Source organism: Roseobacter sp. GAI101 (assembly GCF_000156335.1).
GTDB lineage: Bacteria > Pseudomonadota > Alphaproteobacteria > Rhodobacterales > Rhodobacteraceae > Sulfitobacter.
In genome coordinates, this window is sequence record NZ_DS999213.1 from 2284670 (window position 1) to 2311351 (window position 26682).

Here is a 26682-nt window from a genome sequence, read left to right on the forward strand (position 1 = left end):
AGACCTAGCATAGCCCCCCACGATTCTTCTAGACGGTTTCGTGGCCGCGGTACGGGTTTTGAACCCGCAACCGGGCGGCTCAGCGGGTTGCCGCTTGGTACCACGCAACGATCTGTGCGCGTTCATCGGGCCGCATGTAGCTTAGGTTTGCAGGCGGCATCGCGTGGGTCAGGCCGGCCTGCAGGTAAATCTGCTTGGCAGCCTTCGCGATCTGATGCTCGGTCTCGAGCCGCACGCCTTTCGGAGCCCAAAGCAACCCGTCCCACGATGGTTCTGCCGCGTGGCACATGCTGCACCGGCCCAGCACGATATCATGGACCTGGTCAAAGCCGTCAGCCTGGGTAAAGCGCAGGGACGGGCCGGTCGCTTCTTCGGGTTCAGCGATGCGGAACATGGGCGCGGTGGACAGCCAGATGATCGTGATGAACAAAAGCGCCGTGGCAAGCCATGTCCAGGTCGGGTTACCCGCGCGGGAATGCAGGCTGTTGAAGTAATGCCGGATCGTCACGCCCATCAAAAACACCAGCGCCGCGATCAGCCAGTTCATTTCGGACGCAAAGGCCAGCGGATAGTGGTTGGACAGCATCAGGAATATCACCGGCAGGGTAAGGTAGTTGTTGTGGGTGCTGCGCTGTTTGGCGATCTTGCCGTATTTCGCATCCGGCGTGCGCCCCACCTTGAGGTCGGCCACCACAATGCGCTGGTTTGGCATGATGATGAAAAACACGTTGGCCGACATGATCGTCGCCGTGAAAGCCCCCAGATGCAGCAGGGCCGCGCGGCCCGAAAAGACCGACGTGTAGAAATACGCCATACCGACAAGGATCACATATAGGCCGATCATCAGGCGCGTATTGTCATCGCCGAATTTGCTTTTGCAGATCTGGTCGTAAACGACCCAGCCAAAAGCCAGTGACACCATCGAAATGCCGACTGCCTGCCACGTTGCCAGATCCGCCACCGCGGGATCGACAAGATAGAATTCGGCCCCAAGGTAATAGACAAGGATCAGCAGCGCGAAGCCCGACAGCCATGTCGAATAGCTTTCCCATTTGAACCAGACCAGATCGTCGGGCATCTGCGCCGGAGCCACGAGGTATTTTTGCACATGGTAGAACCCGCCCCCATGGACCTGCCATTCTTCGCCATCCGCGCCGGACTTCAGGTTGCGGTCGCGGTGGAGGCCCAGATCAAGGGCGATGAAATAGAACGAGGACCCGATCCACGCGATGGCTGTGATGACATGCACCCAGCGGACGGCGAATTCGATCCACGCGCCCATGGCGGCCATATCGTACATGTTGGAATCCTATTTTTTCTTGGTTGGAATGGGTCCGCCGGGGGCGCGCCTAGATTACAGCGCAGGATGCCTCCGGCGGGGATATTTAAGAGCCAGAGAAGAGCGGTGTCTTCTGTGGCCTACGGGGTCAGTGCGGCAGGCTGCCTTTGGAGGTGCCCGACATGCCGCCCGACACTTCCTCAGTAGATTCTGCGGCCAGTTCTTCGGGCAGCAGCAGGTTAAGGACAATGGCGATCAACGCTGCGGGCAGCAGGCCGCTGGTCATGAGGATCTTGAGGGTGTCGGGCAGGTGTTGCACGGCACCCGGTTCCAGTTGCAGGCCCAGACCGATGGAGATCGAGATGGCGAAGATCACCATGTTGCGGCGGTTCCAGTCCACGTCCGACAGCATCGACATGCCCGCCGCGACCACCATGCCGAACATGACGATGACACCACCACCGAGCACTTCGATCGGGATGGTGCGAATGACCGCGCCGACTTTGGGCACCAGGCCGCAGATGATCAGGAAGATCGCGCCGATGGTCACGACATGGCGGCTCATGACCCCGGTCATCGCGATCAGGCCGACGTTCTGGCTGAACGATGTATTCGGCAGGCCGCCAAAGACGCCCGCGATCGCCGTGCCGATCCCGTCGGCGTATGTCGCACCTTCGATTTCCTTGTCCGTCGCCTCGCGGCCAGCGCCGCCTTTGGTGATGCCGGAGACGTCGCCTACGGTTTCAATCGCCGAGATGAATGCCATCAGGCAGAAGCCGATGATTGCCGCAGCCGAAAATTCAAACCCGTATTTGAAGGGGTTTGGCAGGGCGAAGGCGGCAGAGCGGCCCCATGAGCCGGTAATCGCGTCGATGGTCAGCATGCCCGCGGCAAGCGCGTAGATGTAGCCGACGATCAGGCCGATCAGCACCGCAGAGATCGACAGCATGCCCTTGGTGAAGAACTTGATGCCGAGGGTGACGAAGATCACGACCAGCGCCGCAGACCAGTTCAGCAGGCTGCCGTATTCGGGCGTGCCGATCGCGGGAACACCGCCAGCGGCGTATTGGATGCCGACCTTGACCAGTGCCAGACCAATCATCGTGACCACAAGGCCGGTCACAAGCGGCGGCAGGGCAAAGCGGATTTTGCCGATGAACAGGCCAAGGCAGGCGTGGAAAAGCCCCCCGATGACGATGCCGCCGAACAGCGCGGCAAGGCCGTCAACGCCTTTGCCGACCACCAGCGGGATCATGATCGGGATGAAGGCGAATGATGTTCCCTGCACGATGGGCAGCCCGGCACCGATGGGGCCGATCGTGAGGGTCTGCAACAAGGTCGCGACACCGGCAAAGAGCATCGACATCTGGATCAGATACAGCAGTTCGGGGAAATCCGGCGAATTCGAGCCAAAGCCGAACCCCGCCGCCCCCGCCACGATGATTGCTGGCGTCACGTTTGACACAAACATCGCAAGGACGTGCTGGATGCCCAACGGGATCGCGCGGCTTAGCGCGGGGGTGTAGTTCGGATCGCGCAGCTGTTCAGGCGTCCCGATCGAAGTGCTGGTCATAGGTACTGTCCCTTGTTGGAAGGTGGCCGCGTCTTCCGGGGCGCGGTCCTTTTTGGCCTTAGGCTCTGATCACATAAGGCGGGTCGAGGGGATGTTCGTCAAGGTTCGCCGACGCTCCGATCCGGTCCACGACCGCAAACAGCCCTGGCTCTGCCAAGGGCGTAAGCACACCGTGCCACGTGCCGCGGTGGAAGTTCACGCCCTGATGTGGTGCTGTCAGAAACGCGCGCGGGCGTCCCGGCACACCGTTTTCATCAGGGGCCACGATGACAAGGAAGGGTTCCCCCGTCATGGGCAGAAACGCTTGTGACCCTTCGGGATGCCGTTCCAGCAGGTCCAGCACATAGGGCAAGCGGCGGGCCTCGGCGTTGAAAATGCTGATGCCGGCGCGCCCGTCGGGTCCGAAATCCAGCACCGCTTTGTCATGATGACGTCCGCATAACCCGGCGTTGATGATCTTGTCCGGGCTGCCTGACGCATCAAGGATGTCGCCGAAGGGCGCGAAGGCGGCTTTGGTCAGCGGCTCTATCTGGATATCGCGTGTCATAGGGCCAGCGGCATGTGGCGGTTGACATCCTTGTACAGCAGATAGCGGAACGGCGTGCTGCCGGTCGCCACGCAGGCTTGGGGGCAGAACGCACGCAGCCACATGAAATCCCCCGGCCCGACAGGCACCCAATCGCGGTTCAGCAGATAGTCGGCAGTGCCTTGAAGCACGTACAGGCCATGCTCCATCACGTGGGTTTCGGCAAAGGGGATCACACCACCGGGCTGAAACGTGACGATGTTCACATGCATGTCATGGCGCAGATCGAGCGGGTCCATGAAGCGCTGTGTCGCCCAGACACCGTCGGTGTCAGGCATGGCCGTATGTGGTACATCATCTTCGTGCGTCACCAGAGCCGGAGGCGTCTGGATGCCTTTGACCGCAACATAGCGCTTGCGGATCCAGTGGATGCCGCAGGGGACATCGGCCGAATTCCACAAGGTCCAGACAGCGGCGGGCGGCAGGTAGACATAAGACCCCGCCACCAGATCATAGGCATCCCGCCCGATGGTCAACTGCGCAGTCCCATGGGCCACGAACAACACCGCCTGCGCGTCCAGATCGGGTTCTGGCGTGGCACTGCCACCCCCCGGAGCCAGTTCCAGCGCGTACTGGGAAAAGGTTTCGGCAAAACCCGTCAGAGGCCGGGCCAGAACCCAGGCGCGTGTGTTCGACCAGCCCGGCAGAAGGCTGGTGACGATATCGCGCTGCACGCTGGCGGGGATGACGGCATAGGCGTCGGTGAACACGGCTGTGCTTTCGGGCGATTGCGACTGGTCGGGCAGACCGCCGGGGGGGAAGGCATAATTCATAGCATGGTCTCCAATCGCAAGCGCGCGATGCGCTCCACCTGCGCGCAGGCGGTGGTGAATTCGGTGGCTGTTTCATTTGCAAGCCGCGCCTCGAAATGGCGCAGGATGCTTGCCTTGTCGTGATCCTTGACGGCGATGATGAAGGGGAAACCATACTTGGCGACATAGGCGGCATTCAGCGCCTCGAACGACGCGCGTTCGGCATCCGTCAAGGCATCAAGGCCAGCGCTGGCCTGTTCATCAGTGCTTTCTGCCGTCAGCCGTTTCGCAGCCGCCAGTTTGCCAGCCAGATCGGGGTGGGCAGTCAGGACGCCCATGCGTTCGGCGTGCGTGGCCGACCGGAACATACGCGCCAGCGCATTGTGGATGCCAGCGACGCTGTTGTGGGCAGGCCCCAGTTCCAGATCAAACGCGCGTTCGGCGATCCAGGGGGAGTGTTCGAACACGCCGCCGAATTTTTGCACGAACGCCGCGCGGTCCATCAGATCAATGCGCAAGGGATGCTGCGGAGGATGGGTGGCACGCCAATGGTCGGCAATGTCGATGCGGCGCGGCGTCCAGACGCCCTCGAACCCCTTGATGTAGTCGATAAACCGCCTGAGCGCCTGGATACGCCCCGGACGGCCAACCAGACGACAATGCAGCCCTACCGACATCATCTTGGCCGCCCCATCGCAGCCCTCGGCATAAAGCGCGTCGAATGTGTCGCGCAGGTAGGCATAGAACTGATCGCCCGAGTTGAACCCCTGCGGCGTGGCAAAGCGCATGTCGTTGCAATCAAGCGTGTAGGGAATAATCAACTGATCGCGCCCCGCGACCTGCATCCAATAAGGCAAATCATCGTCATAGGTGTCGGAGATATAGTCGAAAACGCCCGTTTCGGCGGCAAGCGCCACCGTGTTGATAGAGCTGCGCCCCGTGTACCAGCCGCGCGGTGGCGTGCCCACGACTTCGCAATGCAGGCGGATGGCTTCGGTGATGTCCGCGCTTTCGGCCTCGGCGTTGTGGTCCTTGTAGTCGATCCATTTCAGCCCGTGACTGGCGATTTCCCAATCCGCATCGCGCATCGCCTCGACCTGCTGGGGGGACCGTGCCAGCGCGCTGGCGACACCGTACACCGTCACCGGGATGTCTGCGCCGGTAAACAGGCGATGCAGACGCCAGAACCCGGCACGCGCGCCGTAGTCATAGATGGATTCCATATTCCAGTGGCGCTGACCGGGCCAAGGCGCGGCCCCCACGATCTCGGACAGGAAAGCCTCTGAGGCGGCATCGCCGTGCAGCACGTTATTCTCGCCGCCCTCTTCGTAATTGATGACGAACTGCACGGCGATGCGCGCACCACTGGGCCATTTCGGATCAGGGGGCGTGGGGCCATAGCCCTGAAAATCACGAGGATAGCGGTTCATGCGGATGTCCTTTGATATGCACGGCACAGATTGCCGGTCGCACCTGCCAGATATCAACCACCGATGCCCCGAAATGTACAGCAGGCGAGAGGTTGAGGCCTGCGCAACACAGGCGGATATCTTGAAACGGAAAAGATTAGGGGTGCGAGAAAGGGGCCGCTGCCCATGCGCGGTGCATGTGCAGGCCTGTCGGCCCCTGTCCAAAGATCACCGCAGCCAGCGCGGTTTGCCCGATCATAAGAATTCTGTTCACCGATACACATATTTCAGACTTATTCGCGCGACTGACAGGCCGCGCATCTGTTTCTATGTAGTGACCATATAGGCCCAGGATGATTCGCAGGTCAAAACAAAAACGAATCGGTACGCAAAAAAGAATGATTCGCCCACAAAATGCGCGCAGACAGGGGCATTGACCTGCCTTTCCTGGCCTCTATCGTGTTTCGGACGAAACCAAAGGAAGACAAATCACCATGGCTGACGGCTATCTGACGACCCATGTCCTTGATACTGCGCGCGGGCAACCGGCGGGCGGGCTGACGATCACGCTTTATCGCATCGAGGGGGCCAACCGTATGAAGCTGGCCGAGATGGTGACCAACGCGGATGGCCGGACCGACATGCCGATCCTGCCCAAAGGCCAATTCGCCACCGGCACCTACGAGCTGGTGTTCGAAGCAGGTGCCTATCTGGATGCAACCGGCAACCCGCCTGAAACGCCGCGCTTTCTGGACCAGATCCCGCTGCGCTTCGGCATTTCGGACAGTGATGCGCATTACCATGTCCCGCTTCTGCTTTCTCCGTTCGGCTATTCAACCTATCGCGGAAGCTGAACCATAAGGCTGACGTTAGGGCGGGGTGCTTGCCAAGCATCACAGCGCCATGCGAGTTTACACCCTGATCAGACAGGAATGCGCCCCATGTCCCACACCGACCCCACTCTTGTGACCGCCCCCACCACCGTGGGGCAGAACCAGTTGCCGCAGGTGACCGAGCCGCGCAACCCCGGCATGCCGCTGGATATGGACTGGGTGCGCGCCGTGCAGGTCAATACCTCGGCGGTGGAGCGGCGCGCGGCGTCTTTGCCAGCGCGGCGGTCGGTCAAGAAAGACCATCAGGCCGCGTGGCTGCTGCGCGCCATCAGCTGCATCGACCTGACGACACTGTCAGGCGACGACACCGCCCGCCGGGTCCAACGCCTGTGCGCCAAGGCGCGCCAGCCAGTGGCACCCGCCGTGCTGGAGGCTCTCGGCATGGCCCCGATCACCGTTGGCGCGGTCTGCGTCTATCACGAGATGATCGCCCCCGCGAAAGAGGCCCTTGCCGGGACAAACATCCCCATTGCCGCCGTTTCCACAGGCTTTCCCGCGGGCCTTTCGCCCTTTGAACTGCGCATCCGCGAGATCGAGATGAGCGTTGCTGCCGGAGCCGCAGAAATCGATATCGTCATTTCCCGCCGGCATGTGCTGTCGGGCGACTGGCAGGCGCTTTATCACGAAATGCGCGCCTTTCGTGCCGCCTGTGGCGAGGCCCATGTGAAGGCCATTCTTGCCACCGGCGAACTGGGCAGCCTGCGCAATGTCGCGCGGGCATCGTTGATCTGCATGATGGCCGGAGCCGATTTCATCAAGACGTCCACCGGCAAGGAAAGCGTGAACGCAACGCTGCCGGTAACGTTGGTGATGATCCGCGCGATCCGCGATTATTACGAGCGGACGGGCATTCGAATCGGGTACAAGCCCGCCGGCGGCATTTCAAAGGCCAAGGATGCGGTGACCTATCTGGCGATGATCAAGGAAGAGCTCGGGGATCGCTGGCTGCGGCCCGACCTTTTCCGATTTGGCGCGTCATCGTTGCTGGGCGACATCGAGCGGCAGCTCGAGCATCATGTCACTGGCAGCTATTCCGCGAGCTACCGCCATGCCATCAGCTGAGCCGTCTGTAGCACGGCCTGGATTTGAGTATTTTTAAAAGGGTGAAGCCATGAGTGTTTCGGAAATTTATGAGACCATGGACTATGGATCGGCCCCTGAGTCTGCCGGGGATGCGTTTGCGTGGTTGGTTGATCAGGGCAGCCGGTTCGGGCACTTCATTGACGGGGCGTTCACCGAGCCGCGCGATGATTTCGAGAGCCGTAATCCGGCAAATGGCGATGTGCTCGCAAATTTGACGCAAGCCTCGCAAGAGGAAGTGGATGCTGCCGTTGCTGCGGCACGCAAAGCCCAGCCGAAATGGGCAAAGCTGGGCGGCCACGGGCGTGCCCGATTCTTGTATGCGATTGCGCGGCTGTTGCAGAAGCATAGCCGGCTGTTCGCGGTGCTGGAAACGCTTGATAACGGCAAACCGATCCGCGAGGCACGCGATGTCGATGTGCCTTTGGCGCAACGGCATTTCTATTATCACGCTGGCATGGCGCAGCTGATGGAAAGCGAATTGCCGGATGTCGAGGCCTTGGGGGTCTGCGGTCAGATCATCCCGTGGAACTTTCCCCTGCTGATGCTGGCCTGGAAGGTGGCACCCGCTTTGGCGATGGGCAACACCGTGGTGCTGAAGCCTGCGGAATACACATCGATCACCGCGCTTTTATTCGCTGATATCTGCCGGGAGGCCGGGCTGCCCAAAGGCGTCGTCAACATCGTCACAGGCGATGGTGCCGTCGGGGAGATGATCGTCGGGGCCGAGGTCGATAAAATCGCCTTTACCGGATCGACTGCCGTGGGTCGGCATATTCGCGAAGTGACCGCGGGCAGTGGCAAGGCGCTGACCCTCGAGCTGGGTGGGAAATCACCCTATATCGTTTTTGACGACGCCGATCTGGATTCCGCGGTCGAAGGGCTGGTCGATGCCATCTGGTTCAATCAGGGTCAGGTCTGTTGTGCGGGATCCCGGCTGCTGGTGCATGAGCCGGTTGCCGACCGGTTCTATGACAAGCTGCGCGCACGCATGGCCAAGCTTCGTGTCGGAAACCCCTTGGACAAGTCCATCGACATGGGGGCCATGGTCGATGACGTCCAGGTTCAACGTGTGACAAAGATGGTCGCAGCCAACACTGGGGGAGAGGTCTTTACCGCCGGTGAAATACCGTCTGAAGGCTGCTATTATCCACCCACGTTGATCACGGGCATGAACCCTGCCGACCCCCTGATGCAAGAGGAAATATTCGGCCCCGTCCTTGTCGCCACGACCTTCCGGACACCGGATGAGGCTGTTCAACTGGCCAACAACACCCGCTATGGCCTTGCCGCGACGATTTGGTCCGAGAATATCAACCTTGCCCTCGATATCGCGCCGAAATTGGCCGCTGGCGTGGTCTGGATCAACGGAACCAACATGATGGATGCTGCGGCAGGTTTTGGCGGCGTCCGCGAAAGCGGCTTCGGACGCGAAGGCGGTTGGGAAGGGCTCGCGGCCTATACCAAACCCAAGGGCTCCAAAAAACCGCTGAAAGACATTGCACCGATGGCCGGAAAAGGGGCCCCTGCGGACCCGATCGACCGCACAGCCAAGCTCTATATCGGCGGCAAGCAAACCCGCCCCGATGGCGGCTATTCCGCGCCTGTCTGGGGCAAATCCGGCGGGCTTCTAGGCCATGTATCACTCGCTGGCCGAAAAGACCTGCGCAACGCGGTCGAAGCCGCCCAAGCGGCAAAAGGCTGGAGCAAGACGACAGGCCACCTGCGCGCCCAAATCATGTACTACATTGCGGAGAACCTCGCAGCACGCAGCAAGGAATTCGCCGACAGACTTGATGCGATGCAGGGCGGCAAAACCGGCGCAAAAGAAGTCGAAGCATCGATCAACCGGCTGTTCACCTACGCCGCCTGGGCTGACAAATACGATGGCCAGGTCCACGGCGTCCCGATCCGCGGCGCGGCTCTTGCCATGAAGGAACCCGTCGGCGTTATCTGCGCTATTTGCCCGGCCGAAGCCCCGCTTTTGGGTCTGGTTTCCTGCATGGCCCCGGCGATTGCGATGGGCAACCGGGTGATCCTGTCTGCCAGCACGCCCTTCCCCCTGTCTGCCACCGATTTCATCCAGATCCTCGAAACCTCCGATGTGCCCGCTGGTGTCGTCAACATTCTGACCGGCAGTCAGGCGGATATCGCAGAACCAGCCGCGCGGCACATGGACGTCGATGCGATCTGGAGCTTTGGGGCAAAGGATCTCGGCAAAATCATCGAAAAGGGTTCCGCTCAAAATCTCAAGCGCACTTGGGTCAACAACGGACTGGCGCGCGACTGGACTGGACCAGAAGGCGAAGGCCATACGTTTCTGCAAGCCGCCACTCAGATCAAGAATATCTGGATTCCGTACGGCGAATAATCACCCAACCAAGGTTGAAAACCTGACTTCTCTGGCTCCCAAATATCCTCGCCGAAGGCACGCCGGACCCCGCAGGGTCCGGCAAAACATCGTGTGGCGCTTTAGCGCCTCACTCTGACAGCTGGCTCAATCGGATGCCGTGGTTACGACACCCTCAGGCTGACCAACCACGACAAATGCCAAGCCTTCAGGATCAAGCAATTCCCCGGCAACGCGCTTGACGTCTTCAAGGGTGACAGCCTCGACCTTGTCATTGCGTGTCGCGATATAATCAATCGGCAAATCCAGCATCTGCATGCCCACCAGAATGCCAGCGATCGTCTGGTTTCCGTCAAACCGCAACGGATAGGATCCGGTGATGTAGGTCTTGGCATCGTCCAGCTCTTGCTGGGTCACGCCCTCGCGCCCCATCTTGGCCCATTCATCCTGGATCACACCGATCGCCTCGCCGATGCGGTCATTGGCTGAACTGACAGACCCTTGATAGGTTTCCGCCAGATCCATCGGTGCAAGATAGGAATAAACCCCATACGTCAGGCCCCGCTTCTCGCGGACTTCCTTCATCAGACGGCTTTCGAACGATCCCCCGCCAAGCACCTGGTTCAGCACCGTCGCGGCAAAGAAATCATCGTCTTTCTGCGCTATGCCTTTCTGCGCGAACAGGGCAACAGATTGCGGCGTCGGGAAATCAACCACGGTGGTTCCGGACGGCACCTTCACATCGGCACGCGGCGGCATGGGGGCACCGGTTTCAGGCAGATCGCCCAGCAATTCATCCAGCAGCAGGCCAAGCTCCTCTGGCGTGATATCGCCCACCGCACCGATGTAAATCCGGTCCCGTGCCATCACCTCCGCGTGGGCCGCGACCAGATCGTCGCGGGTCAGGGCCGTAACGCTTTCTTCGGTCCCGCTCAGAGAGGTGGCATAGGGGTGGTCGCCGTACAGCAATCCATCCATCGTCTTGCGCGCAATGTCATTGGGGTCTTTCGCGCTGGACCGGATGCCCGACAGCACTTGGCCGCGCACCCGTTCAATGGCTTCCTGGTCAAACCTCGGGTTCTGCAACGCCTGCTTCAGCAGCGCCACGGACGCGTCCTGATTTTCAACCAGAAACCGTGTGGACACCGACAGTGAATCGTCGCCCACGTTGAACCGGAAGCTTGACGCCAGGCCCTCGGCGGCGCGGGCAAAGGCGCGTGCGTCCATGTCGCCTGCCCCTTCTTCCAGCAGGCCGGTCATCAGGTTGATCGCCCCCCGCTTGCCCGGAGCATCAAGGGATGCGCCCCCCCGAAACCGGACGTCAAGGGCGACGAAAGGGATCGAATGTTCCTCGACCAGCCATGCGGTCAGCCCCCCGGGCGAGGTGACTTGTTGAATATTCACCTCTGCGCGGGCAGGCAATGCGGCCAGCAGGGTCAGGACGAACGCGTAAAACAGTCTCATTGGGTCACCTCTTCGCGCATCAGCCAGCCTGTGACGGATGCCTCACGGTTAAACACGTCGCGGGCCGCTTGCATGATGTCCTCTGCCGTTACGGCCTCAAGCACATCGGGCCATTCCTGCACATCCTGCACGGTCAATCCGATCGCCAAGGCGCTGCCATAGCGGTTGGCGACACTGTCCGCACTGTCGCGCGAATAGATTTGTTCGGCGCGGATCTGGTTCTTGATCCGCTCAAGCTGTTCTGGATCGACGCCGTCTTTCATGAAGCTGGCCATCGCCGCGTCCATCGCGTCTTCGGCCTCTTGCAAGGTCACGTCGGGCTGCGGCACCACGACAACGTTGAACGTCGTGTCATCCAGCGACAGCCCGCTATAGAACGCCGCCGCATAGGTCGCCACAGGGGCGTCGAACTGAAGTTTTTCTGCAAAGTACGACGTCGTGCCTCCGCCCAGAATTTCGGCCAGCAGGGTCAGGGCCGCAGCCGTCTTCTGGTCACCCGGATCACGTTCCTGCGCCAGATAGGACCGGCTGACGTATTCCTGGGCCACGCGAGGGTCGCGGAAGGTCATGCGCCGTTCTGCGGTTTGGGGTGGTTCCTGGGTGCGCAGGCGTTCGGGCAAATCGGGGTTGGCAGGGATCACGCCGTAATACTGTTCGGCCAAGACACGAACATCGTCGGGCTCAACATCGCCGGACACCACCAGAATCGCATTGTTGGGCGAATAATACAGGCTGTAGAAATCCAGCGCATCTTGCAGGTCAAGTTCGCGCATCTCGTGCATCCAGCCGATTACCGGCGTGCCGTAGCGGTGGTTCAGGTACTGCGCCGCGCTCATCTGTTCGCGGAATAGGGCGGATGGATCATTTTCAGTGCGCTGATTGCGTTCTTCGATGATCACGTCGCGTTCGGTCGCAATGTTTTCCGGCGTCAGGCGGATGTTCTTCATCCTGTCCGATTCCATCTGCATCATCAGCTCAAGACGGTCTGCGGCGACGCGCTGGAAATAGGCGGTGTAGTCGTAACTGGTAAAGGCATTGTCGCGGCCCCCATTCTTGGCGACCGTCGCGGAAAATTCACCTGATTCCATCTTGTCGGTGGCTTTGAACAGCAGATGCTCAAGGAAATGCGCGACACCGGACGACCCTTTGGGTTCATCGGCGGAACCGGCGCGGTACCAGACCATTTGCTGGACAGAGGGCGCACGGTGGTCTTCGACAACCACGACCTCCATCCCGTTCTCAAGGGTGAAATGCGTGACCGCCTCGTTATCGGCGGCCAGCGCCCAGGTTGCGGGCATCACAAGCGAAAAGAAGGCCGCGAGGGCCGGAAGTCTGATCATGATCGGTCCTTTGAACAGGGTCCTGTGACACCTACTTACGCCGCCCTACGCAGCGATCAAGGGACCTAACAGAATTGTAATCTAAGTGCGCTTAATTCGCGGGGGGTGCGGACGGGGTCCGTGCCCCCGCACGCCGCCAGCGCGCCGCTTCGGACGCGGCGTTCAGCGCCTGACCGCGATAGGCCTGGTTGTAGCGGTCGGTCGGCACGATCTTGATCTGGGTAAAGCGCGCCTTGCGTTTGCGGAACGCCGCATCGGTTTCGGCCAACTGCTGGCGAATGCCTTGGGTCACGCCAAAACGGCTGGCCTGCTGGACCAACGCACCATCGCTTGCCGGGATCGGTCCGCCTGCAGATTGCGGTGTGCCCCCAAAGGCCACGATCCCTTCGGCCAGCGCGTCCCGGTCGGTAAGGTTGGATTGCCCCGGCGTTGGCGGCGGCAGCGCGCTGTAGCTGGTCGGCAGCACAAGCGGCTTGACCGGCTGCACCAGAAATTCATCAGGCCCTCTCGAGGTGCCACGGATGTCACGCAGCCCCTGGTTGGCGCAAGCACCAAGCAGAAGTGGTATCAGGACAAGAGCGGCGACAAGGCGCATGACAGATCTCCTATAAGTCACAGCATAACTATCGCAGGCAGGCAGGAAATGTCACTGGCCTTTTTTGCGCGACGTTTTCGGGGCGGATTTCGGCGTGGATGTGAAAAAGATCAGGCCGATGGCACCGGCAAAGATATAGATGTCGGCGATGTTGAACACGAAGGGGTTGTTGATCCCGCAGCAGGACATGTTCAGAAAATCAAGGACATAGCCGTAGACCAGCCGGTCTACGACATTGGCAAGCGCACCGCCGACCAGCAGGCCCGCGCTGATTTTCGCCCAGACCCCAAGCGCATGACGATGCGCCCAAACCACGACCCCGACGCAAATCACGCAGGCGACCGCGATCAGGATCCAGCGGCTGGCGTCCGTGCCATCGCCGAACAGCCCAAAGTTGATGCCCCGGTTTTCACCATAGCGAAAGTTCAACAGCGGGGGCAGCACATCAATGGACATGACGCGGCTCAGCTCCATCGTGTGGATCACGAGGTATTTGCTGAGCTGATCGGTGATGAAGGCCACGAAACCAGCCCAGAACATGATGCGCATGATGCTTGCTCAACCCTTAATGTCTGAAGTGGCGCATGCCGGTAAAGACCATGGCAAGGCCGGCCTCATCCGCAGCGGCGATCACCTCGTCATCGCGCATTGATCCGCCGGGCTGGATCAGCGCGGTTGCCCCTGCTTCGGCTGCCGTGATCAGACCATCGGCAAAGGGGAAAAACGCGTCGGAGGCAACGACCGACCCTTGGGTCAGCGGCGCGGGCAAGCCCATCGCTTCGGCCATGTCCTGCGCCTTGCGCGCCGCGATGCGTGTGCTGTCAACGCGGCTCATCTGACCGGCACCGACGCCGACGGTGGCCCCGTCCTTGACGTAGATGATCGCGTTGGATTTCACGTGCTTGGCGACGGTCCAGGCGAACATCATATCCGACAGTTCCTGATCTGTCGGCTGGCGCTTGGTCACGACCTTGAGGTCGTCCAGCGTGATCCGGCCCACGTCCTTGTCCTGCACCAGATAGCCGCCCGACACCTGACGGAACGCCAGCGCTGCCGCAGTGGGATCGGCCAGAACATTGGTTGTCAGCAAGCGCAGGTTCTTCTTCTTGCCGAAAATCTCCATCGCCTCGGCGGTGGCACCGGGGGCAATCACCACTTCGGTAAAGATCGCGCTGATCGCATCGGCAGTTTCCGCGTCAAGCTCTTGGTTCAGTGCGATAATCCCGCCAAACGCACTTGTGCGGTCACAGTCGAACGCACGTGTATAGGCGTCGACCATCGACGTGCCGCGCGCGACACCGCAAGGGTTCGCGTGCTTGATGATCGCGCAGGCGGGGCCTTGGGCGGGGTCAAATTCGCTGACCAGTTCATAGGCCGCATCCGTGTCGTTGATGTTGTTGTAGGACAGTTCCTTGCCCTGATGCTGGGACGCGGTGGCGACGCCGGGGCGGTTTGATCCGTCGGTGTAAAAGGCCGCCGACTGATGCGGGTTTTCGCCATAACGCAGGGTTTGCGCCAGGGTACCGCCCACGGTGCGACGGCGCGGCGTGCCACCAACCTGGGCCGCCATCCATGTGCTTACGGCGGTGTCATAGGCCGCCGTGCGGGCATAGGCCGTCTGGGCCAGGCGCTGGCGCAGGGCATAGGACGTCTGACCGTCGTTTTCCTGCAGCTCTGCGATCACGGTGGCGTAATCCTCGACATCTACGATCACGTTCACAAAACCATGGTTTTTCGCGGCCGAGCGGATCATCGCAGGGCCACCGATATCGATATTCTCGATCACTTCGTCATACGCGGCACCTTTGGCCACGGTTTCTTCGAACGGATAAAGGTTCACCACCACCAGATCGATTGCGCCGATCCCGTGTTGCTCCATCGCGGCGACATGCGCATCATTGTCGCGCAGGGCCAACAGTCCGCCGTGCACCACAGGATGCAGCGTCTTGACCCGACCATCCATCATTTCGGGAAAACCAGTGACCTCGGCGACATCTTTCACGTCCAGACCCGCATCGCGCAACGCTTTGGCCGTGCCGCCGGTGCTAAGCAACTCAACCCCATGGGACGCCAGCGCCTGCCCCAGTTCGACCAGACCGGTCTTGTCTGAAACGGAAAGAAGCGCGCGGGAGACGGGGTGAAGATCGGGCATGAGGTGGGTTCCTTGGGTCAGTCTTGGTCATCATAAGGATCGTCGAGCGACAGATCACGCACGCCAATCGCAGTTTCCTGCGCTTTCGACAAGGACCACCTGACCCGCGTGGCATGTGTCATGGCACGTCCGGTCAGCAAAATCTGCAGCGAAGCGCGGGGCTTCAGACGGTTCCGTTCAAGATAAACGCTTGGTTCCAATGACAGTTTCTGGTTCCCGTCGTGGCGAAACACCCAAATCTCGCCGCTTTTGAGCGCCATCGAAATTGCAGCCCCGCCCAGATCAAGCGTAGCGTCCACGTCCGGATGCAGGTGAAAACGAATCTCGAAGGGAATCCCCTTGAGCTGTACCGCGTCCATCTGGCGGTCGAATTGACGCTTGTCGGCCTCCTCGATCGCCAGCAACATGTCTTCACCCGCCAGGGCCCGCCCGTCATAGGTCAGCTCCAGCGTGCGCGCATGGGTCAGGCCAAAGCCCGCGACATAGCCGTCGTGCCCCCCCTGAAAGCACGTCCCGTCGCCCAGCGCGCCGATTTCGACCGGAACCTTGGTCGGACAGGCAATCAATGCCTCCTGCCCGGTATAGCGGTCCGGTGCCGACAGCCTTGCGCTGGAAAACCCGGCCAGAGACAGGCCCGAATGGGACGGCGTCGCACGCCCGGCACGCCGCCATTCTGCGCCAAACGACGCGCCCGACCCGCAGTTGACCACCAAAGGCCGCCTGCCCGACGTCAATTCAAACGCAAGGGTCGAGGCATGCGCATTCACCGACGCGGCCCCACCGGGCGGCGGGCTGGCGTCGATAATGACGCTGGTGCGCCCTGCGGCCAGACGTGCATAGCCCATCGACAACCCGTCGGGCTGGGTGGTTTTGATCTTGGCCGTGGACAGCGCGTGATCCAGCCAGCCCTCGGGGCCGCGCCCGCCCCCGTGAAAGCGCGCCAGCCCGCCGTCCGAATGGCGCAGGGTGCGCAATGTGGGGGCGATACGTTCAATCGCCGCCATATGCGCCTTGGGCGTTCCCCGACCTGCATCGCTAAGCGCTGCAGCGGCCCATGTCAGAAGGGTAAAGACCTGCAAAAGCTCTTCCGGGTTGCGCGTGGGCAGCCCCCCTTGTTCGTCGATCTGCGCATCACATTCGCGCGCCAGTGCCTTTATCGCAGGGTCGGCAAGCGCTTCTTGTCCCTCGATCGAGAGGCCAGCATAGATCAGCCCCGTCAGCGCCTCGAACCGGGGCAGTCCGGGGGCCGCCCCATGCCAGCGCCGCGAAAGGAAGTTGGTCTGTTCGACCAGGGACCGATAGAATGCGTCACTTTTTTCGTGATCCGTGCCGCGCAACAGAAAAAGCGCATGGTTGATCCACCGGATCAGCCGGCGCCCTGTCAGATCGGGGGTCCAGCCGATGCCACGCCCCTTGCCGAACCGGTCAATCCAGCCCCAAAGCCACCGCTGGGCGGTTGCGCGCGCGCGGATGTCGCCGACTGCTGCCAGATCATCCATCCAGGCAAAGCCATGCAATTCTCTGGCGAAATCCAGCTCAGGGATCGCGACCTCCCACAGGGTTTCGGCATCAGGCGCTTCGATCAGGTTACCGGAAAATAAAAGGTTGCCCGCAATCAGCTGACGACCACGGGCAAAAGACCCGATCGTGCGGGGTTCGGGCGCAGAGACGAAACCACGCGCCTGCGTCCGCGTCCGTGTCGCGGCGCGGGCATGCCAATGGTTAAGGAAGCGCGATTTACGCGCCTGAAATCGGGAGCTGAACATTCGGTGCCTCTGTACGCTCTGGTGGCGTTTGCCAGAGCATAGCGCTGGTTGTGCGCTGAGTCACCGCATTTTGGCATCAAAGGGGTCAGGACGCTGACGATCATCAGCGCTCAGGCGCGGCAGCCTAGTCCGCCTTGCGCAAGCAAGCGATGTAAAAACCGTCCATCCCGCCTAGATCTGCCCAGTAATCAGGACGCAGCCGCAGCCCTCCTTCAGAGGATATCCAAGAAGGATCAATGCCGGGAACGCTCAGGGCGCTTTGATCGACGCTCATGTCCGAATGACGCTCGAGGGCTTCGTCCACCTGCACTTCGCCTTCGTCGGGCAGCAGCGAACAGGTACAGAAAACCAAACGCCCACCAGGGTTCAGCAGCGACCACGCATGGTCGATCAACTCGGCTTGCAGCTCGATCAACTCGCCGAATTCGGACCCGTCTTTGGCATGGGGCAAATCGGGGTGGCGGCGGATCGTACCCGTGGCCGAACAGGGTGCATCCAGCAAGATGGCGCTGAACTTCCCCTCGAACGCGCGTGCATCCATGACGACGGTTTTCGCGGGAAGATGCACGCGGGCAAGGTTCTCCTTGACCCGTTGCATCCGTGGCTTTGAACTGTCTACGGCCGTGACCTGTGCGCCTGCCGCCGCCAGTTGCATGGTCTTGCCGCCCGGTGCTGCGCAAAGGTCCAGCACTGCTTCGCCCTTTTGCGGGGCCAAAATCTTCACCGGCAGGGCCGCGGCTGCGTCCTGCACCCACCAATCACCCTCGGCAAAGCCCGGCATCGCTGTGACCTGACCGGCATCCATGACCCGGACCGACCCGGTGGGCAGGACAGACCCGCCCACGGCTTCCGCCAATACGGCAGGATCGCCCTTGGCCGTCAGATCAAGCGGCGCGCCGGCAAAATGTGCAGCTTCGATACCGGTGATCGCCTCGGCACCCCAAGCCTCAACAAGCGGACCGCGCAACCATTTCGGCAAACGGGGGGACCGCAAGGCCGCCCAGGCCTCGGGCCCTTCGGCGGCAATCTTGCGCAGAACGGCGTTGGTCAACCCTTTGAGGTGCCCCAGCTTCTTGTGCGTCGCGACAAGTTCGACCATCGCATTCACGACACCGTGGGCAGCACCGCCTTGGCACAATTCGACCGTGCCGACGCGCAGGGCGTTGCGGACCGTCAACGGCGGGTATTTCGACAGGTGTTTTTGCAGCAGACGGTCTGCCCGTTCCATCCCGCGCAATGTATCCAGCGCAAGACGTTGCGCGCGCGCGCGGTCGTCGGGGGGCAACTTGTCCAGGACCCCTGCTGCCAGAAGTTCCGACATCAGACGCTCTTCGCCCAAAATCATATCCAATAGGTAAACCGCGCTTCTGCGGGCCTGAACGCCGGTATCTGACATGCGAAAAGCTTTCTAACTATGAGGCTTGGGTTGTCTGGACTTGGGAGCGGCGTATATCAAGGGAGACGTAGCCTCAAGAGGATGACACAATGACCGAAGCCGGTAAACGCCCGATGCCAGCCCCCCCCCATGATCCAGCCCCGATCCCCGAGCCGGGCCCTGATTTGCCGCCCCAGTCTGTACCGGGTCCGAATCCGCTGATTGAACAGGCGTTGCCACCTGCGGCCCTGCGCGCATTGGCAGAGGCTGCAGAGCGCCGCAAAAAGGCGCAAGAGTTGGAGCTACCTCCCGAATTGGGAGGTAGAGACGGGCCGGAGCCCGTGCGTTACGGAGATTGGGAGAAGAAAGGAATCGCGGTCGACTTCTGATGAAGGGATCCTGAGAGCAACATTTGCGGCATCCCCAGACCTTTCCGAAAATACTAATCCGACCTTTTGAAAAAAACGTGGCACCTTCGAACGACGAATGTCAGCGCAAGGTGAAGTCTGCAGAATCGCCGGTGCCCTTGTCGGATGTAAATCTGATCTTCCCGCCATTTATTTCAACTTCTTGACAATTGTAGCCAAGATCGTCGCCGCCCCATTCAAGCGTGCGACAGAAAAATCCGTCTTTCCAGGTCCATGACCCAGACACGTCCCATACGGCCCCGGTGCCCGATATGGCACCATTTGCCGATACCCGAAGCTCGACCAAAGGCCGTGTCAGTTTCTTTCCGGTGACGACCGACACAAAGTCGGCCTGACTTTTTACCGGCTGGAAATCCGCATAAGCTGCTGTGGACAGCGCAAGAAACGCCGCGCATGTCGCCATTGTCACTTTCATCATCATAAAACCCCTTGCTCGCTTCCTCTAAAGTTACGGAGCAACGGTTAAGATAGTTTCAGCGTGACATTAGAAAAGCCCCAAGCAAAACAAGCTTGCGCGTCAAACGTCAGTCACCCTCAGTCGTTCAATCCCAGCACATCCAGCATGTCGTAGGCCCCCGGCGCTTTCCCCTGCCCCCATAGCGCTGCCTTGATCGCCCCGCGTGCGAAAACGGCGCGGTCCGTGGCGAGGTGCCGCAGGATGATCCGTTCGCCAGCGGCTGCAAAAAGCACGTCATGCTCTCCGACGATGTCGCCACCGCGAATCGCGGCAAAGCCGATATCGCCCCGTTTCCGCGCCCCTGTGATCCCGTCCCGCCCGCGATCAGACACGTCAGCCAACTTGACACCACGCCCTTCGGCTGCGGCCTCGCCCAACATCAACGCGGTGCCAGAAGGCGCATCAACCTTCTGGTTGTGGTGCGCCTCAATGATTTCAATGTCAAAGTCATCGTCCAGCGCAGCGGCGACGCGCTTTGTCAGCTGTGTGAGAAGATTGACGCCAAGGCTCATGTTGCCGGCACGCACGATCACCGCATGGCGGGCGGCAGGTTCGAGCGCTGCGATCTGTTCTTCTGTCATGCCGGTCGTTCCGATGACATGCACGGCGCGGGCCTGCGCGCAAAGGGCCGCAAATTCCAGCGTTGCTTCGGGTGCGGTAAAGTCGATCACGGCCTGGGCCGGGGCAATCGCCTCGAGTGGATCATCGGTCACGATCACGCCCAACGCCGCACCGCCCATCGCGACGCCCACGTCCTGACCGACCCAAGCATGACCAGGACGTTCAATCGCGCCCACCAGCCGCACACGGTCATTGGCAGAAACCTGCCCAATCAACATCTGGCCCATACGGCCCGAGGCCCCTGTAATTGCTACGCCCGGTGTATCGCTCATGCTGTGCTCCTTTTTCTTGCTAGGTTTAGCGTGTGGCGACCTGCTTGGCAAAACCTCTGGAACCCCTTAGATGAAGCTCATGGCAAAGAACAAGACACACGAGGGCTCGGGCCCCACACAAAGACAGCTTCGGGTGGGTGAAACCATTCGGCGGGCGCTGTCAGAGGTTCTGGCGCGTGGCGATGTCCACGATCCGGAACTTAACCGCATGTCGATCACCGTCGGCGAGGTGCGGGCATCCCCCGATCTCAAGATTGCGACGGCATTTGTTTTGCCTCTGGGCGGCGAAGGTCGCGACGAAGTGCTGAAACTGCTGGCCCGCAACAAAGGCGAATTGCGGCGGCAGCTGTCAAAGAAGCTGGTCCTGAAGTTCGCACCTGATTTGCGGTTTCAACTGGATGAGACGTTTGACCGTATGGACGAGACCCGTCGCATGCTGGCCCAGGACGTCGTGCGACGCGATGCCGAAGCCCCGGACACGGATGTCGCAGACGGCGATCTGTATGACACCGAAGCCTCGGACAGGGACCCGGCGGCCCAGTGAAACACGTCTTGGCCCTGGCTTTGTTGATCGGCTGGGTGGCAGGCCTTGCCACCGCCGAGGTATGCCGCGACGAAGCGTATCAGGGCAACAGCTTTTCGACCTGCGAGGTTGACCTGAACGCCGATACGCTTGGCCTGTTTCTATACGCGCCTGACGGGAGCCCTTACGGGTATTTCAATACGCTTAACACCGCACTTGGCGCGCAGGGTAAAAAGCTGGGCTTTGCGATGAACGCGGGCATGTACCACGAAGACCGCGCGCCCGTCGGATACTACCTTGAGAACGGGAAGGAGCTGCAGCGTGTGATCAGCGCAGCGGGGCCCGGTAATTTCGGTCTATTGCCCAACGGCGTGCTGTGTCTGCGCAACGGGCGCGCCGATGTGGTTGAAACAAAAAAGTTTCTGAAAGCCTCCCTCGACTGCACCAGTGCGACGCAGTCCGGCCCGATGCTGGTGATTGACGGCAAGCTGCATCCGCGGTTCCTGAAAAATGGAACGTCGCGCTATGTGCGCAATGGCGTGGGGACTACTGCAGACGGCAAGCGCGCGGTGTTCGCCATTTCCAAGGGCGTGATCAATTTCTACGATTTCGCGGTGTATTTCCGCGATAGGTTAAAGCTGCCCAACGCGCTTTACTTCGATGGAAATATCTCGCGGTTGCGGGCCCCGGAATTGGGGCGCAATGATCTGGGGTTCAGCCCGCTTGGGCCGATCATCGGCGTTGTGACCAGTAAATAAGTGTTAGCGCAAAAGAATTTTCATGCCTTCGGCGAGGATTTTTTTCCATTTGGAAAATGAAGGTCTGGGCAATTCAGGGCAGGCTTTGATACACGCGGTTGAAATCAGGCAAAGGCATACACATGGCACGCAGACGCAAGGGACGCGATATTTCAGGTTGGTTGGTGGTGGACAAGCCTGCCGGGCCGACATCGACCACTGTGGTCAACAAAGTGCGGTGGGCGCTGAATGCAAACAAGGCGGGCCATGCCGGCACGCTTGATCCGGATGCCACCGGCGTGCTTGCCATTGCCCTTGGTGAGGCGACAAAGACAGTACCCTATATTACTGACGCACTGAAGGCTTACGAGTTTACCGTCCGGCTGGGAGTTTCCACGAACACCGATGACGCCGATGGCGAGGTGTTGGAGACATCCGATCTGCGCCCCGACGATGCGGCGATCAAGGCGGCCCTGGCTGGTTTCATCGGCGACATACAGCAGGTCCCGCCCCAGTTTTCGGCCGTCAAGATTGACGGCCAGCGGGCCTATAAACTGGCTCGCGAGGGCGAGGCGATGGAGCTGGCCGCGCGCCCCCTTTGGGTGGAAAGCTTGCTTTTGATTGACCGGCCCGACGCCGATCACGTCACCCTTGAGATGGTTTGTGGCAAAGGTGGCTATGTCCGGTCGATTGCGCGGGATCTGGGGCAGGCCTTGGGCTGCCTTGGGCATGTCCGCGACCTGCGCCGCGTCTGGTCCGGCCCGTTCGATGCCAAAGACGGCTTGACGATGGAACAGATCGAAGAGATGGCGCGCACCGATGCGCTTGACACCCACCTGCTGCCGCTTGAACACGGCTTGCAGGATTTGCCGGAAGTGAAGGCCACCGCCGAAGGGGCCGCACGGCTGCGCAACGGCAACCCCGGAATGGTGATTGCGTCGAGTGTCAACTATGGCGACGAGGCGTGGGCGTCTTTCGAGGGGCGTGCTGTTGCGGTCGGCCGCTACAAGGCAGGCGAACTGCACCCGTCGCGGGTGTTCAACCAGCTGCAATAGTTTTGATCACCCGCAGCCATATCAAGGGCGATGCCCCGTCGACCGCCGTTTATTCCGACTGCGAGACATATCGCTACAGCCTCACGCGGGTATGGGATCCGGCAGGCAGCCGGGTCCTTTTCGTGATGCTTAACCCGTCGAAAGCGACAGAGGTGGATAACGACCCCACGGTTGAACGCTGCGAAAGAAGGGCCCGCGCGTTGGGGTTTGGCGCATTTCAGGTGGCGAATATCTTTGCCTTCCGGGAAACCGACCCGAAGCTGATGCGCCAGGCCGCCGACCCTGTCGGGCCCGAAAACGACCGGATTTTACGAGATGGTGTGGCCTGGGCAGATCGTGTGATCGCGGCCTGGGGAACCCATGGCGCGCATCTGGGACGCGGTGCCGACGTCACGCGTCTACTGCGCAGCCTGGCGACCCCCGTTTACCATCTGGGGCTTTCAAAGGCCGGTCACCCGAAGCATCCGCTTTATATTTCCTATTCCCAGCACCCCGAGATCTGGACGCCTTAGCCCTTGATTAACCTGGTTGCGCGTATGGTTTTGACCAGAATGCGCAATTATGGGCATTTTGGGTGGCGTGCTGCGCGTTTCGCGGATTGATGGAATTGGATTTCAGTAATGTTATTCTTGGCCGGGTTGATGGGGTTGATGGCGGTCGGGGCTGTGGCCTTTGTCGATCTGCCCGCAGATGACGAAGATGAAGATAACGCTCTGGACGATACGGGGCGGATAAACGGGCAAATCATCTCGGGGTCGGCAGACGCGGACGTGATCGAGGGCGGCACCGGCAATGACCAGATCAACGGCTATGGCGGCGATGACCTGATAAATGGCAACGACGGCAACGATTACGCCTACGGCAACGACGGCAATGACACGCTGAACGGCGGTGCCGGCCAGGACGACCTGCATGGTGACGATGGCGGCGATGGCCTTTTTGGCGGGGCCGAAAATGACGCGCTGACCGGCCATAATGATGACGATATCTTGCGCGGCGGCGCGGGGGACGATTCGTTGAACGGATCTGCAGGCGACGATGAATTATATGGTGACGACGGCGACGATGTGCTGATGGGCGGCCTCGACAATGACGTCCTTAACGGTGGTCGCGGTGCAGATTCGCTGTTTGGCGGCTGGGGTGACGACGTAATCAATGGCGTCGAAGATAACCCAGACATCGGCGGGCTCGACGACAGCGACGAAGCAGATTACCTGAACGGGGGCGGCGGCGATGACACGATAATTGCCGGTGCCGGTGATATCGTCACGGCGGGCGACGGGGCCGACCAGATCATCTTTGGGGATTGGATCAAACAAGGCCATAACGTCTTGATTGAAGACTTCGAAGCTGAAGACGACAGCCTTTTGCTGGTCTGGGACGACAGCCAGGACGGCGCTGCGGAACCGCACGTCAGTCTGGATCAGAACCCGGATAATCCAAATGAAAACTTCATTACGATGGACGGAGTGATTGTCGCCTCGGTCAAAAGCAGCGATTATTTGACCGTCGCAGATATTTCGCTCGTCCCGTTCAGCTCTGCACTCTCAGCCGGGCTAGCTTTGCGCTGACGGGATCACCCACCGTGCTTTGTCACAACAGACCAATGGGCCCCGGCACAATAAACCTTTGCCAAGCGGATCAAACTTTCCTATACGCCGTCATCGCCCACTGATTCAAATCAAGGGGCGATGCTCCACGGGCCTGTGCTGGACGACATCCCGGCCTGCGCCATCACTTTAACCTTTTGAAAAGGAGACCCCGATGTCGATTACGCTGGAAGAAAAAGCACGCGTCATGAAAGAATTCGCAACCAAAGAAGGCGACACAGGTTCGCCCGAAGTTCAGGTTGCCATTCTGTCCTCGCGCATTGCAACGCTGACCGAGCACTTCAAAACCCACAAGAAAGACAACCACGGTCGCCGTGGTCTTTTGAAAATGGTTGCGACACGCCGGAAGCTTTTGGATTATGTCAAAGGCAAAGATGAAGCCCGTTATCAGGATCTCATCAAACGCCTGGGCCTGCGCCGCTAAGCAGCCCCAACGGTCTGATTTTACAGAGCCGCGCCCTTACAAAAGGGCGCGGTTTTTTTGTGCCCGCCACCTTGGCCTTACTGGATTGGCATTCTTGGTGTCTGAAAAGCTCGTTAATCACACCTGTCCGCCTTATCCTTGGTCAGGTTTGTGGTGACGATTTGGCCAAATCTTTCAGTAATTCCGGAGTGTCTCGCGAGACCAAAGCCAGATGTTCCCCCTGCTCCCAGTGGAGAAAGCCGGTGAGCGAGGGGCACACCCGAAAATAACCCCAGCCATCAAAGCTGCGGTTTTTGCGTGTTCAGGATCAAGACACCAACAGCCTAACCCATTTCTTCCTGACATTCGATCGCAGCCTCAAGCGCCTGATAGCTTCCGGTCAGGTCAATCGCCATCACCTCGCCCGCATCGGTATAAAGCGTCATTGTGTACTTTGCGGCGATGTCGAACAGGAAATCTTCTTCGTCAAACATGATGTCTGTGCCGGGCACGCCGTTCAGGTACATCCCCTTGGCCTCTGCCTCGTATTCCTGTCCGTCCAAATCGAACAGCACGGGATACATCGCGCCCTCTTCGATATCGCCCCATGCGTCATTAAACGCCGTGACGTATCCCATGCCCTCGGTCCGGTCAAAGCCGATGCGGACGACCGACCCGTCAGTAAAGGCGGATTGGATCAAACAGCCATCGCCCAAGGACGGGTCAACCATCACGTCCCAATAGTCGGACGCCCCCCATTTTTCCAATTCCTGAGCGACGACCGGCGAGGCGCATATCGCCCCGACCACCAAACTTTGTGCAATGCGCTTTAACAACATGATCTTCCTTTCAATTTTTTCCGATAGCTTGGGCAGTGCCCCCCCGTTCAGCAACGGTACTGCGCCCCCTCTCAACCAAGTTGGGCATCAAGCAGGTTCAGCGCCCGTGAAGCTTGATCTCCATCTGGTCGAGCGCGCGCATTGCGTTGTTGGGCCGCCAGACCGGACCTTTCAGCAGTTCGATCCGATCGACTTTTTGGGCAAGCGTCGTCAGCACCGCCTCCATCTCGGCGCGGGCGACGTTCTGTCCGACGCAACCATGAACGCCAACGCCAAAGGCCAGATGCCCTGCCGGCTTGCGATCAATGCGGAACTCTTGCGGGGCGTCCCATTTGTCAGGGTCCATATTGGCGGCCCCCAGCACGCACAGAATTTTGCTGTGTTCAGCGATCGTGATCCCGGACACCTGCGTATCGGCCTTGGCCGTCCGGCAAAATGTGTGCACAGGCGATGTATAGCGCAGAACTTCCTCGAAACAGGGGCGCGCAAGGGATGGGTCCGCCTTCAGCTTTTCAAACTCGCCTGGATGCTGCGCAAGGCACACCAGCGCATTGCCGATGCTGGACACCGTCGTGTCGACACCGGCCGACAGGAAAGACCGCACCAGCAGGCCAGCCTCGTCGTGGGTAATCTCGCCTGCGTCAGCGGCAGCATACAGGATGCCCCCCATACCGTCCCCCGTCAGCCTTTCGCGGGCACAGGCCGCGTTGATCCAGGGGATGATTTCGGCGGCCTTAACCATCGTCGCCTTGCGAATGTCATTATCCGGCCCCAGCGAATTAAAGACCATCGCTCCGTAATCCACCAGATGCCGCTTGTTTACGTCCGTCATGCCAACCGCTTTGGGAAACACATTTGTCGGAAAGACTTCGGCGAAATCGCCCACTGCGTCGAAACCATCGCGCGTCAGCAGATCGTTGATCAGACGCGAGGCCTCGTCAAAGAACATCTGTTTATAGCCCGCAGCAACCTTGGGCGACATCGCACGGATCATCACCTTGCGCACGGCCGTATGGTCGGGCGGATCAACCTCCAGAATGATCGAATTGGGCCGCCACGACTGACCATGGGCGAAATCGTCCAATCCCACACCGCGTGAGGATACGAACCGCTCCCAATCCGA

At 60.3% G+C, this 26682-nt stretch carries 26 protein-coding genes; 10 read left to right on the forward strand and 16 right to left on the reverse strand.

The annotated features are described in order from the left end of the window. Positions 1–79: 79 nt before the first annotated feature. The 5 genes from RGAI101_RS10600 to puuE all read right to left on the reverse strand — a co-directional run bounded on the left by RGAI101_RS10600 (position 80) and on the right by puuE (position 5620). A complete protein-coding gene (locus RGAI101_RS10600; RefSeq protein WP_008224883.1) occupies positions 80–1300 on the reverse strand; it encodes a urate hydroxylase PuuD in 1221 nt (406 codons plus the stop codon). A gap of 127 nt (positions 1301–1427) precedes the next feature. Beyond that, positions 1428–2852, reverse strand: a complete 1425-nt coding sequence (locus RGAI101_RS10605) for a uracil-xanthine permease family protein (protein WP_008227003.1) — start codon at positions 2850–2852, stop codon at positions 1428–1430. Positions 2853–2910: 58 nt separating this feature from the next. Beyond that, positions 2911–3399, reverse strand: coding sequence for an ureidoglycolate lyase (locus RGAI101_RS10610; RefSeq protein ID WP_008228594.1), 489 nt, complete (start codon positions 3397–3399; stop codon positions 2911–2913). Beyond that, positions 3396–4211 (reverse strand): bifunctional allantoicase/(S)-ureidoglycine aminohydrolase, encoded by an 816-nt coding sequence (locus RGAI101_RS10615; protein WP_008225152.1) that lies wholly within the window; start codon positions 4209–4211, stop codon positions 3396–3398. The genes RGAI101_RS10610 and RGAI101_RS10615 overlap by 4 nt, the downstream gene beginning before the upstream one ends. Then, positions 4208–5620 carry an allantoinase PuuE gene (puuE, locus tag RGAI101_RS10620; RefSeq protein WP_037227976.1) on the reverse strand — a complete coding sequence of 471 codons (1413 nt, stop codon included), beginning with the start codon at positions 5618–5620 and terminating at the stop codon, positions 4208–4210. The genes RGAI101_RS10615 and puuE overlap by 4 nt, the downstream gene beginning before the upstream one ends. Before the next feature lie 473 nt (positions 5621–6093). Between puuE and uraH the strand changes: the two genes are divergently transcribed. The 3 genes from uraH (at position 6094) to RGAI101_RS10635 (ending at position 9943) form a co-directional block, all read left to right on the forward strand. After that, entirely contained in the window at positions 6094–6453 is a 360-nt protein-coding gene (gene uraH, locus RGAI101_RS10625; protein ID WP_008225166.1) for a hydroxyisourate hydrolase, read from the forward strand. An 87-nt stretch (positions 6454–6540) separates the two neighbouring features. Beyond that, positions 6541–7554, forward strand: coding sequence for a deoxyribose-phosphate aldolase (deoC, locus tag RGAI101_RS10630; RefSeq protein WP_037227979.1), 1014 nt, complete (start codon positions 6541–6543; stop codon positions 7552–7554). Positions 7555–7603: 49 nt separating this feature from the next. Then, a complete protein-coding gene (locus tag RGAI101_RS10635; protein ID WP_008226928.1) occupies positions 7604–9943 on the forward strand; it encodes an aldehyde dehydrogenase family protein in 2340 nt (779 codons plus the stop codon). 126 nt (positions 9944–10069) lie between these two features. On the opposite strand, the gene RGAI101_RS10640 is transcribed toward RGAI101_RS10635, so the two are convergent. The 7 genes from RGAI101_RS10640 to RGAI101_RS10670 form a co-directional block, all read right to left on the reverse strand. Beyond that, a complete protein-coding gene (locus RGAI101_RS10640) occupies positions 10070–11386 on the reverse strand; it encodes a M16 family metallopeptidase (RefSeq protein ID WP_008225382.1) in 1317 nt (438 codons plus the stop codon). After that, the gene (locus tag RGAI101_RS10645) at positions 11383–12726 is read right to left on the reverse strand and encodes a M16 family metallopeptidase (RefSeq protein ID WP_008227325.1); all 1344 of its coding nucleotides are present in this window, start codon (positions 12724–12726) and stop codon (positions 11383–11385) included. Before RGAI101_RS10645 ends, RGAI101_RS10640 begins: the two co-directional genes overlap by 4 nt. 91 nt (positions 12727–12817) lie before the next feature. Continuing rightward, positions 12818–13321: a DUF3035 domain-containing protein gene (locus RGAI101_RS10650; protein ID WP_008225108.1), complete on the reverse strand. Its 504-nt coding sequence runs from the start codon at positions 13319–13321 to the stop codon at positions 12818–12820. Positions 13322–13372: 51 nt separating this feature from the next. After that, entirely contained in the window at positions 13373–13870 is a 498-nt protein-coding gene (gene lspA, locus RGAI101_RS10655) for a signal peptidase II (RefSeq protein WP_008226046.1), read from the reverse strand. A gap of 16 nt (positions 13871–13886) precedes the next feature. After that, entirely contained in the window at positions 13887–15473 is a 1587-nt protein-coding gene (gene purH, locus RGAI101_RS10660; protein WP_008226259.1) for a bifunctional phosphoribosylaminoimidazolecarboxamide formyltransferase/IMP cyclohydrolase, read from the reverse strand. 17 nt (positions 15474–15490) lie between these two features. Next, complete coding sequence (locus tag RGAI101_RS10665; protein WP_008227578.1) at positions 15491–17239, reverse strand: heparinase II/III family protein; 1749 nt, start codon at positions 17237–17239, stop codon at positions 15491–15493. A gap of 124 nt (positions 17240–17363) precedes the next feature. Beyond that, entirely contained in the window at positions 17364–18635 is a 1272-nt protein-coding gene (locus RGAI101_RS10670; RefSeq protein WP_008226770.1) for an RsmB/NOP family class I SAM-dependent RNA methyltransferase, read from the reverse strand. A 197-nt stretch (positions 18636–18832) separates the two neighbouring features. On the opposite strand from RGAI101_RS10670, the gene RGAI101_RS22405 reads away from it, so the two are divergent. Then, entirely contained in the window at positions 18833–19003 is a 171-nt protein-coding gene (locus tag RGAI101_RS22405; RefSeq protein ID WP_037229408.1) for a DUF1674 domain-containing protein, read from the forward strand. Between the two features lie 100 nt (positions 19004–19103). Here RGAI101_RS22405 and RGAI101_RS10680 read toward each other — a convergent pair whose 3' ends face one another. Both RGAI101_RS10680 and dapB read right to left on the reverse strand, forming a co-directional pair. After that, positions 19104–19460: a dihydrodipicolinate reductase gene (locus RGAI101_RS10680; protein WP_254655265.1), complete on the reverse strand. Its 357-nt coding sequence runs from the start codon at positions 19458–19460 to the stop codon at positions 19104–19106. Positions 19461–19576: 116 nt separating this feature from the next. Beyond that, positions 19577–20392 (reverse strand): 4-hydroxy-tetrahydrodipicolinate reductase, encoded by an 816-nt coding sequence (gene dapB, locus RGAI101_RS10685; RefSeq protein ID WP_037227984.1) that lies wholly within the window; start codon positions 20390–20392, stop codon positions 19577–19579. A 79-nt stretch (positions 20393–20471) separates the two neighbouring features. Between dapB and rbfA the strand changes: the two genes are divergently transcribed. From rbfA to rpsO, 6 genes are all read left to right on the forward strand, one after another. Next, on the forward strand, positions 20472–20936 hold the full coding sequence (gene rbfA / locus RGAI101_RS10690) for a 30S ribosome-binding factor RbfA (RefSeq protein ID WP_050763201.1): 465 nt from the start codon (positions 20472–20474) through the stop codon (positions 20934–20936). Then, positions 20933–21673, forward strand: coding sequence for a phosphodiester glycosidase family protein (locus RGAI101_RS10695; RefSeq protein WP_037227986.1), 741 nt, complete (start codon positions 20933–20935; stop codon positions 21671–21673). Before rbfA ends, RGAI101_RS10695 begins: the two co-directional genes overlap by 4 nt. Positions 21674–21795: 122 nt before the next feature. Next, positions 21796–22707, forward strand: a complete 912-nt coding sequence (gene truB, locus RGAI101_RS10700) for a tRNA pseudouridine(55) synthase TruB (protein ID WP_037227987.1) — start codon at positions 21796–21798, stop codon at positions 22705–22707. 2 nt (positions 22708–22709) lie between these two features. Then, positions 22710–23219, forward strand: coding sequence for a DUF1643 domain-containing protein (locus tag RGAI101_RS10705; RefSeq protein WP_008226805.1), 510 nt, complete (start codon positions 22710–22712; stop codon positions 23217–23219). A gap of 108 nt (positions 23220–23327) precedes the next feature. Continuing rightward, the gene (locus RGAI101_RS10710) at positions 23328–24278 is read left to right on the forward strand and encodes a calcium-binding protein (protein ID WP_008226796.1); all 951 of its coding nucleotides are present in this window, start codon (positions 23328–23330) and stop codon (positions 24276–24278) included. Positions 24279–24471: 193 nt separating this feature from the next. After that, positions 24472–24741 carry a 30S ribosomal protein S15 gene (rpsO, locus tag RGAI101_RS10715; protein WP_008226168.1) on the forward strand — a complete coding sequence of 90 codons (270 nt, stop codon included), beginning with the start codon at positions 24472–24474 and terminating at the stop codon, positions 24739–24741. Between the two features lie 323 nt (positions 24742–25064). Here rpsO and RGAI101_RS10720 read toward each other — a convergent pair whose 3' ends face one another. Further along, a complete protein-coding gene (locus RGAI101_RS10720; RefSeq protein WP_008227512.1) occupies positions 25065–25559 on the reverse strand; it encodes a hypothetical protein in 495 nt (164 codons plus the stop codon). Positions 25560–25656: 97 nt separating this feature from the next. Then, positions 25657–26682 (reverse strand): cytochrome P450 (locus RGAI101_RS10725; protein ID WP_198133693.1); only part of this gene is annotated, 1026 nt, incomplete at its 5' end.

Coding starts and splice junctions, on each gene's coding strand:
- RGAI101_RS10600 (WP_008224883.1), bottom strand. CDS start 1,300: ATGTACGATATGGCCGCCATGGGCGCGTGGATCGAATTCGCCGTCCGC.
- RGAI101_RS10605 (WP_008227003.1), bottom strand. CDS start 2,852: ATGACCAGCACTTCGATCGGGACGCCTGAACAGCTGCGCGATCCGAAC.
- RGAI101_RS10610 (WP_008228594.1), bottom strand. CDS start 3,399: ATGACACGCGATATCCAGATAGAGCCGCTGACCAAAGCCGCCTTCGCG.
- RGAI101_RS10615 (WP_008225152.1), bottom strand. CDS start 4,211: ATGAATTATGCCTTCCCCCCCGGCGGTCTGCCCGACCAGTCGCAATCG.
- puuE (WP_037227976.1), bottom strand. CDS start 5,620: ATGAACCGCTATCCTCGTGATTTTCAGGGCTATGGCCCCACGCCCCCT.
- uraH (WP_008225166.1), top strand. CDS start 6,094: ATGGCTGACGGCTATCTGACGACCCATGTCCTTGATACTGCGCGCGGG.
- deoC (WP_037227979.1), top strand. CDS start 6,541: ATGTCCCACACCGACCCCACTCTTGTGACCGCCCCCACCACCGTGGGG.
- RGAI101_RS10635 (WP_008226928.1), top strand. CDS start 7,604: ATGAGTGTTTCGGAAATTTATGAGACCATGGACTATGGATCGGCCCCT.
- RGAI101_RS10640 (WP_008225382.1), bottom strand. CDS start 11,386: ATGAGACTGTTTTACGCGTTCGTCCTGACCCTGCTGGCCGCATTGCCT.
- RGAI101_RS10645 (WP_008227325.1), bottom strand. CDS start 12,726: ATGATCAGACTTCCGGCCCTCGCGGCCTTCTTTTCGCTTGTGATGCCC.
- RGAI101_RS10650 (WP_008225108.1), bottom strand. CDS start 13,321: ATGCGCCTTGTCGCCGCTCTTGTCCTGATACCACTTCTGCTTGGTGCT.
- lspA (WP_008226046.1), bottom strand. CDS start 13,870: ATGCGCATCATGTTCTGGGCTGGTTTCGTGGCCTTCATCACCGATCAG.
- purH (WP_008226259.1), bottom strand. CDS start 15,473: ATGCCCGATCTTCACCCCGTCTCCCGCGCGCTTCTTTCCGTTTCAGAC.
- RGAI101_RS10665 (WP_008227578.1), bottom strand. CDS start 17,239: ATGTTCAGCTCCCGATTTCAGGCGCGTAAATCGCGCTTCCTTAACCAT.
- RGAI101_RS10670 (WP_008226770.1), bottom strand. CDS start 18,635: ATGTCAGATACCGGCGTTCAGGCCCGCAGAAGCGCGGTTTACCTATTG.
- RGAI101_RS10680 (WP_254655265.1), bottom strand. CDS start 19,460: ATGATGAAAGTGACAATGGCGACATGCGCGGCGTTTCTTGCGCTGTCC.
- dapB (WP_037227984.1), bottom strand. CDS start 20,392: ATGAGCGATACACCGGGCGTAGCAATTACAGGGGCCTCGGGCCGTATG.
- rbfA (WP_050763201.1), top strand. CDS start 20,472: ATGGCAAAGAACAAGACACACGAGGGCTCGGGCCCCACACAAAGACAG.
- truB (WP_037227987.1), top strand. CDS start 21,796: ATGGCACGCAGACGCAAGGGACGCGATATTTCAGGTTGGTTGGTGGTG.
- RGAI101_RS10710 (WP_008226796.1), top strand. CDS start 23,328: ATGTTATTCTTGGCCGGGTTGATGGGGTTGATGGCGGTCGGGGCTGTG.
- rpsO (WP_008226168.1), top strand. CDS start 24,472: ATGTCGATTACGCTGGAAGAAAAAGCACGCGTCATGAAAGAATTCGCA.
- RGAI101_RS10720 (WP_008227512.1), bottom strand. CDS start 25,559: ATGTTGTTAAAGCGCATTGCACAAAGTTTGGTGGTCGGGGCGATATGC.